This window comes from Nevskia sp., from assembly GCF_023266035.1.
Lineage (GTDB): Bacteria > Pseudomonadota > Gammaproteobacteria > Nevskiales > Nevskiaceae > Nevskia.
The window spans coordinates 2605-9922 of sequence record NZ_JAHFRY010000154.1 but is presented as its reverse complement, the minus strand read 5'-3'; the positions used below and the strand labels follow the sequence as shown (position 1 = coordinate 9922).

At 66.8% G+C, this 7318-nt stretch carries 4 protein-coding genes; 2 read left to right on the top strand and 2 right to left on the bottom strand.

Going from position 1 to position 7318, the window contains the following annotated elements; translation table 11 throughout:
• The coding region (locus Q0D45_RS18885) for an OmpA family protein (RefSeq protein WP_293396507.1) at nt 1-1051 on the top strand (1051 nt) is incomplete at its 5' end.
• 73 nt (nt 1052-1124) lie between these two features.
• Nucleotides 1125-4943 (top strand): ATP-dependent RNA helicase HrpA, encoded by a 3819-nt coding sequence (hrpA, locus tag Q0D45_RS18880; RefSeq protein ID WP_293396504.1) that lies wholly within the window; start codon nt 1125-1127, stop codon nt 4941-4943.
• A 6-nt stretch (nt 4944-4949) separates the two neighbouring features.
• On the opposite strand, the gene Q0D45_RS18875 is transcribed toward hrpA, so the two are convergent.
• Nucleotides 4950-6434: a hypothetical protein gene (locus Q0D45_RS18875; RefSeq protein ID WP_293396501.1), complete on the bottom strand. Its 1485-nt coding sequence runs from the start codon at nt 6432-6434 to the stop codon at nt 4950-4952.
• A gap of 87 nt (nt 6435-6521) precedes the next feature.
• The gene (locus tag Q0D45_RS18870) at nt 6522-7226 is read right to left on the bottom strand and encodes a hypothetical protein (RefSeq protein WP_293396499.1); all 705 of its coding nucleotides are present in this window, start codon (nt 7224-7226) and stop codon (nt 6522-6524) included.
• Nucleotides 7227-7318: the final 92 nt, after the last annotated feature.

Genomic DNA, 7318 nt, shown 5'->3' with positions numbered 1-7318 from the left:
CAGCGACGTCAGCTTCGATACCGGTTATGTCGCCGGTCTGGTCGGCGGCTATGCGTTCGGCTCGGGCCTCAAGCTGGAGCTGGAATTCGCGCGCCGCGACAACGATTTCAAGCGCGTGCTGCTGCAGAGCGGCCAGCCCTCGCAGCGTGTCGGCGGCCGCGAGTTCGCCGATCTGGCCTTCGCCAACGTCTGGTACGACTTCTTCCCGTCGTGGCGCGTGCATCCCTACATCGGCGGCGGTGCCGGCGTCGTGCGGGTCGCGGTCCGTGATCCGGCGGTCGACAACGTCGGCCTGTTCCAGGATGGCTCGGCGCTGCGCAGCGATTTCGACGCGGTGTTCGCCTTCCAGGCCGGCGGCGGCCTGCGCTTCGATCTGAGCCGCAGCCTGACCGCGTCCATCGACTACCGCTATCTGCGCAGCAACGTCGGCCAGTTCGATCTGCTGGTGAACAATCCGCAAAGCCACGTCGAAACCCGCTACGAATCGCATGCGGCGCTGTTCTCGCTGCGCTATCACTTCGGCGCGGCACCTGCCGCTCCTGTCGAAGCGCCGGTGGAGCCGGTGCAGATCGTGCCGGTCGAGGTGGCAGTCGAGCCGCCGGTGGCCGAGCCAGCGCCCCAGCCGCGCTGTGAGCCCTCCGGTCCGAACGGCGAGATGGAGCTTGGCGGCTGCGCCGTCGGCGACGTGCTGGTGCTGCGCGGCGTCAACTTCGACACCGCCAAATCGACCCTGACCCTGAACGCCAAGGCGCTGCTCGATGGCGTGGCCGTCGCGCTGGCCAAGCATCCGGACATCAAGGTCGCGGTGCAGGGTCATACCGACAGCCGCGGCTCCGATGCCTACAACCTGCGGCTGTCCGAGCAGCGTGCGCAGTCGGCTCGCGAGTACCTGGTCAGCAAGGGTATCGATGCCGGCCGGATGACGGCCGCCGGCTTCGGTGAAACCATGCCGATCGCCGACAACAAGACTGCGGACGGTCAGGAGCTGAATCGGCGCGTCGAGCTGAAGGTGGTCGAGCGCGGCGTCACCGACACCGCACCGACGCCTTGAGGGTTCAGTAAGCGCGGGGCGTCGCGGAGAGAGGCTGCCGTATCATGGCGGCGATCCTCTCCGCGCAGCCCCCGTGACTGCCACACCCCCGCTGCAAGCTCGTTTTGACCTGATCCGTGACCAGCTCCTGCTGCGCGATGCCGCGCGGCTGGGGCGCTCTGTGGCCGGCGCCCGCAACCATCCGAAGTTCGATGCGGCGCGTTTCGAGAAGGACGTCGAAGCCGCGCTGCTCGCAGCCGAGAACCGTGCGCGGCTCAGGCCAGCCACGATCAACTACCCGGCCGAACTGCCGGTGGTGCAGGCCAGGGAAGAATTGCTGAAAGCGATCGCCGAGCATCAGGTGGTCGTGCTCTGCGGCGAGACCGGCTCCGGCAAGACGACACAATTGCCGAAGCTTTGCCTGGAGCTTGGGCGCGGCACTCGCGGCCTGATCGGCCACACCCAGCCGCGCCGTCTCGCGGCCCGCAGCGTCGCCAATCGCATCGCCTCGGAACTCGATACCAAGCTCGGCGAACTGGTCGGTTACGAAACCCGCTTCGATCGCCGCGTGTCCGAACGCAGTCTCGTGAAGCTGATGACCGACGGCATCCTGCTCGCCGAACTGAGCCGTGATCGCGAGCTGCTGGCCTACGACACGATCATCATCGACGAGGCCCACGAGCGCAGCCTCAACATCGATTTCCTGCTGGGCTGGCTGAAACGCCTGCTGCCGCGCCGGCCCGAGCTGAAGCTGATCATCACTTCGGCAACGCTCGATCCGGAAAAGCTCGCCAGGCACTTCGCCAACCCGCGTGGTGAACCGGCGCCGATCCTGCTCGTCGAAGGCCGCACCTATCCGGTCGAGATGCGCTATCGCGAGCCGGATCAGGACGACGATCTCGAAGGCCAGGTCGCGTCCGGCATCGATTCGCTGTGGCAGTCCGGACGGGTTGGCGACACGCTGGTCTTCCTGCCGGGCGAGCGCGAGATCAACGATCTTGCCCGCTCCTTGCCCGGCCGCTTTCCGCGCGCCGAAGTGTTGCCGCTGTATTCGCGGCTGCCGGCCGAGAAGCAGGACAAGGTGTTTTCCAGCGGCGGCGCGCCGCGCATCGTGCTGGCCACCAACGTCGCCGAAACCTCGGTGACCGTGCCCGGCATCCGTTACGTCATCGATACCGGTACCGCGCGAGTCAACCGCTTCTCGCCGAGGCTCGGCGTGCAGCAGTTGCAGATCGAAGCGGTGTCGCAGGCGGCCGCGAACCAACGCGCCGGTCGCTGTGGCCGCGTTGGCCCCGGCATCGCGCTGCGCCTCTACGATCAGCAGAATTTCGACACCCGGCCGCCGTTCACCGATCCGGAAATCCTCCGCTCGAATCTGGCCGGCGTGATCCTGCAGATGGCCACGCTCGGCCTCGGCGATGTCGAGGATTTCCCCTGGCTCGATGCGCCCGATGGCCGCCACATCGCCGACGGTTATCGCCTGCTGCAGACCTTGGGCGCGCTCGACGACGACAAGCGCATCACCTCGCTCGGCCGCGAGCTGGGCCGGCTGCCGCTCGATCCGCGCATCGCCCGCATCGCCCAGGCCGGACGCGGCACGGCGTATCGCGAACACGTCTGGGTGCTGGCGGCCGCGCTGTCCGTGCAGGACCCGCACGACGTGCCGCCCGATCAGCAGAACGCCGCGCGCCTCAAGCATGCCGAGTGGCGGCATGCGAAGTCCGACTACTTCACCTTGCTGAACCTGTGGGCGCGTTATCAGCAGTGGAGCGCCAATGCTTCCAATCGCCAGCTGCGCAAGCTGTGCAAGGAGCACTTCGTCAGCTATCTGCGGATGGAGGAGTGGGAATCGGTCTACAAACAGATCGTCGACATGCTCGGCAAGCCGGACGCCGACAAGCCGAAGACTGAGCAGCCGCTCGACAAGCTCTACACCGACATCCACAAATGCCTGCTCGCCGGCCTGATCGATCACATCGGCCAGAAGATGCCGGAGAAGCCGGAGTTCAACGGCCCGCGCGGCCGGCGCTTCAAGGTATTTCCGGGCTCGGTGCTGTCGAAGAAGCCACCGCTGTGGATGATGAGCGCGCAGCTCGCGCAGACCAGCCAGCTGTTCGCGCGAGTCAATGCCGAGATCCAGCCGGAATGGCTGGCAGACGTTGCGCCGCATCTGGTCAAGCGCGTGCTGCAGGACCCGGTCTGGCATGCCGATCGCGGCGAAGTCACGGCGATGGAAGTGGTCACCCTGTTCGGCATGCAGGTGCTGCGCCGTGCTCGCCACTACGGCAAGGACGAACCGGCGAAGGCGCGTGAGATCTTCATCCGCGAAGCGCTGGTACGTGGCGACATGCCGAACAAGCCGGCGTTCCTGGAGAAGAACCTCGCGCTGCTCGATGAGGTGCGCGACAAGGAAGCGCGGCTGCGCCGGCCGGATCTGCTGGCCGATGAAAGCCAGTTCTTCGAGTTCTACGACACGCTGCTGCCCGCCGATATCTGCACCACGGTGGGACTCAAGAACGGCCTGCGCCGCGAGCCAGCGCTGCAGAGACAGCTGCTGATGGGCGAGGCCGATGCGCTGAGGCCCGGCGCCAATGCCGATGTCGCCAGCCTGTTCCCGGATCATCTCGATCTGGCCGGCAAGCGCATCGAGCTGAGCTACTCGCACGATCCCGGTGCCGACGCCGACGGCGTCACGTTCGAGATTCCAATTGCCCAGCTGTTCACCTTGCCGGCTGCCCGTTTCGACTGGCTAGTGCCGGGCCTGCTGCCGGCGAAAATCGAAGCGCTGATCCGTTCGCTGCCGATGAACCTGCGCCGTCTGTGCACGCCGGCCGCCGAGTACGCGAACGCGATCGCCAATGCGACAAATCCCGCTAGCGGAGACTTGCTGGATGCGGTCTGCGCTCGCTTCAAGGACATGAACGGCGTGCTGCTGAAGCCGGAGGATTTCGCGCCGGCCAAGCTTGACGCGCATCTGAAGCCACGGCTGGTGCTGGTCGGGGCTGATGGCAAGGCGATGGGCGAAGCGGAATCTTTGCTTGCCTTGCAGCAGCGCTTCGGCGGTGCCGCCAGAACCGAACTGGGCAAGCGCGCCGAGACCAGCCCGGAAGCCAAGCGCTGGACGCGTGAGGTGGTGCTCGACTGGGATTTCGGCGCCATGCCGGCGTTCATCGAAGTCAGCGGCGCGCGCGCTTATCCGGCGCTGGTCAGCAGCAACGAACGCATCGGTCTCAAGTTGTTCGAGTCCGCCGAAGCCGCCAGCCAGGCGCACGCCGCCGGCACCCAGGCGCTGCTGCTGGCGCGGGTTGCCGATCGCCTGAAGGATCTGGCGAGAACCGCGCGCAGCCGGCTCGGCATCTCATTGGCACAGACTGGTTTGAGTGCCGAGCAACTGGCGCTGCAGGTTGCCGAACGTGCGGCGCGCAGCTACTGGAATCCGGCGGCGATCCGCGACGAAGTCGCGTTTCACGCAGCACTCGCCAAGCGCGGCGAGTTCGGCCGCGAAGCGGTCAAGCGGCTTGAAGAAGTCTGCGCCTGGCTGCTGGTCGGCATGGAGCTGCGCAAGAAGCTCGACGCGATCGCCAAGCCCTGGCCGGACGCCAACACCGATCTGCGCAACCAGCTGCAGACGATGTTCGCGCCAGGCTTCATCGACGCCATTCCGGACGACATCTGGCCGCGCATCGGCGTCTATCTGAAAGCCGCGACCATCCGCGCCGAGCGCCTGCCGCACAAGCCGCAGCGCGATCTCGACATGCTCAAGCAGGTGCGTGCCGTCGCCACCCATCTGAAGGGCCCGTTCCACCCGGCCCGCTGGCTGATCGAGGAATGGCGCATCGCGCTGTTCGCCCAGGAGCTGAAGGCGCTCGGTTCGCCGAGCGCCTTGAAGATCCAGGCCGCAGTCGCGCAATAGCAAGCTTCAGCGGGTGGTTTTGCCTGGTGCGACGAACAGCGAATTCAGCCGATCGGCATCGTCGAAGTAGATCCGACCGGTAGCGGCGACCGGCACGCGACCCAGCACATGCAGCGCGCCGGGCGCGGCCACCCGATCGCCAAGGACCGGGCCCTGTTCGGTGTCGCGGATGCCGGGGATGGTGCCGTTGATGTCGTACAGGCTGCGGGTCTTGCCGCTGGCGGTGGCCAGCGTGAACACCTCTTCGTAACGGCGCAGCTCGTAGGCATTGCCATCGCCCGAAGCGGCGACGGTAGCCAGCGGCACGACGCGCTGGAGCGCATGGCTGCCGGCGGCGATCCGCAAGGCGACGGGTCCCTTGATCGGCTCGGCTTGCGGGAACAGGGCCGCGGGCTCCGCAGCCTTGCCGCTGACCGGGCGACGCTTCAGCGGCTGGGCGGCGAACCACAGATGGCTGCGGCCGCTGGCATTGACGCTTTCGTAGACCAGCGGCTCGGCATTGGTATCGAGCGTCACTCGCCAGATCAGGCTGTCGAGCGCGCCTTCATTGCCCTCGCGGCCGGCGAACCAGATGAAGTAGTTGATCTGCGCCAGCGGCGCGTCGCCGAAGCGGGTGAAGGTGATCTGGTAGTGCATGCGCGGCTGCGCCGGGTCCACCGTCACTGCGTTGTCCTGCGCAATCGGCATGCCGGGCTGATCGCGGCTGCCGGCGGTCTCGATCCACAGCGCCGGTGCATGGCGTTCGGCGAACGCGCGCCACTGCGAATCGACCAACGCTGGCACACCGAGTTCGTCGGGGATGGCATTGCCATAGCCCTTGTCGATCAGCGCCATGTCCTCGACCGGCTTCACGCTCCAGAGCTTCAGCGGCGCCTTGGCATCGGCGGCTGGCAGCGCCGCCGCGAAGCGCTTGAGGACCGCGGCATCCTGCGTGGCGATGGCCTTGCGCTGGGCATCGCTCAGCTTGGCGGGGGCTTGCCGGTAGTCGCTGCCGGGGACGACCTGCTTGCGCAGGAAGGCCATGTTCTTTTCCTCGAACAGTTCGAGATTGGCCAGGCCGCTGCCACAGGACAGGAGGTTATAGCGCCAGATGCCGATTTCCTCGGTCGACATGCCCAGGTTCTGGTACTCGAACTCGCGGGCTTCCTGATCGAATTCGCGCATGCGCCGGGTCCAGCCGGCGACTTCGTCGAGCCCGCTGACCTTGTCCTTGAGCGAGGCGACGTAGCGATCGGTACGCAAGTACGGGAAGCCGGGGACCCGGTAGTAGCTGCCATCGCGAACGCCGGCGGCATCTACTCGCGCATCCATCTCGGCGTACTTCGCGCGGCAGTCCTTGTAGCCCTTGAGCAGGCCAGTGAACATGCCTGGATCAGGCGGAACCGGCAGCTTCGGCTCGGCTGCGCCGGCTGCCGCGACGAGGCTCAGCAGTAGTGCGGCGGCGAGGGGGCGAAGGGTCGATCGGGACTTCTGCTTCAGCGCTTCAGGCATGACTCGACTCGCGGCAGGAATGGCCGCCATTGAATCCGCAGCCTCCTGCCCCGGCAACCGAGGGTTAACCCCCCCCGAAGCTGCCGTTCAGTGCGCCAGCATTGGCTGCGGATGCCGCCGCCGGTGCCGGCGGTTGAGCAGGACGATGGCGATCGTCGCGATGCTCAGCGGCCCGAACCAGGCCAGCAGCTGCGCGGTTTCCGCCTGCCCTTTCGGCAACAGCCGCGACAGGCCGATGGCGAGGAAGGCGATATGGGTGCCGACGCCGTTGCCGATCATCGCGCCGTAATGCTCCTTCAACCACCAGCCGGCATCCGGGCGGGCGCGGCGCAGGTTGCGCCACATGCCGGCGCCGATGACCAGGCCGACCACCGGAAAGCCGATCAGCAGCGCGTTGCCGGCGATCAGGCCGTAGCTCATCGCCGCCAGCGCCGTGGCCGGCAGCAGTACCGCGTAGATGCGGTAGGCGCCGCTGCGGAAACCGGCGAAATCCTGCTTGAAGCGCACTGCGCGCGGCGCCACGAACACCGTGGTGGCGACCAGCACCACCAGATAGCTCAGGAACACGCCCTGGCCGGGATGTCCCTTGATGAAGGACGACAAGGCCATCGGCAGGCCGGTAATCAGGATCGCGCGCATCGCCATCAGATAGACGCTGCCGGCGCTTACGTGGAGCCCGCCGCGTCCTTTGCGGGCGAAGCCGGCAGTCCAGAATGCGATCAGCGCGATGACGCCGGCGGCGATGTGCAGCTTGACGATCAGCGCATAGGCCAGCAGGGCGAGGTCGGTCATGGAAGATCTCCGGTTCGGTGGTGTGTGGCCATTGTCGAAGCCGGCTGCTGCTGCGCACAGGTGAGAAAAGGCACGCGCCGGGGGTGAGAAAA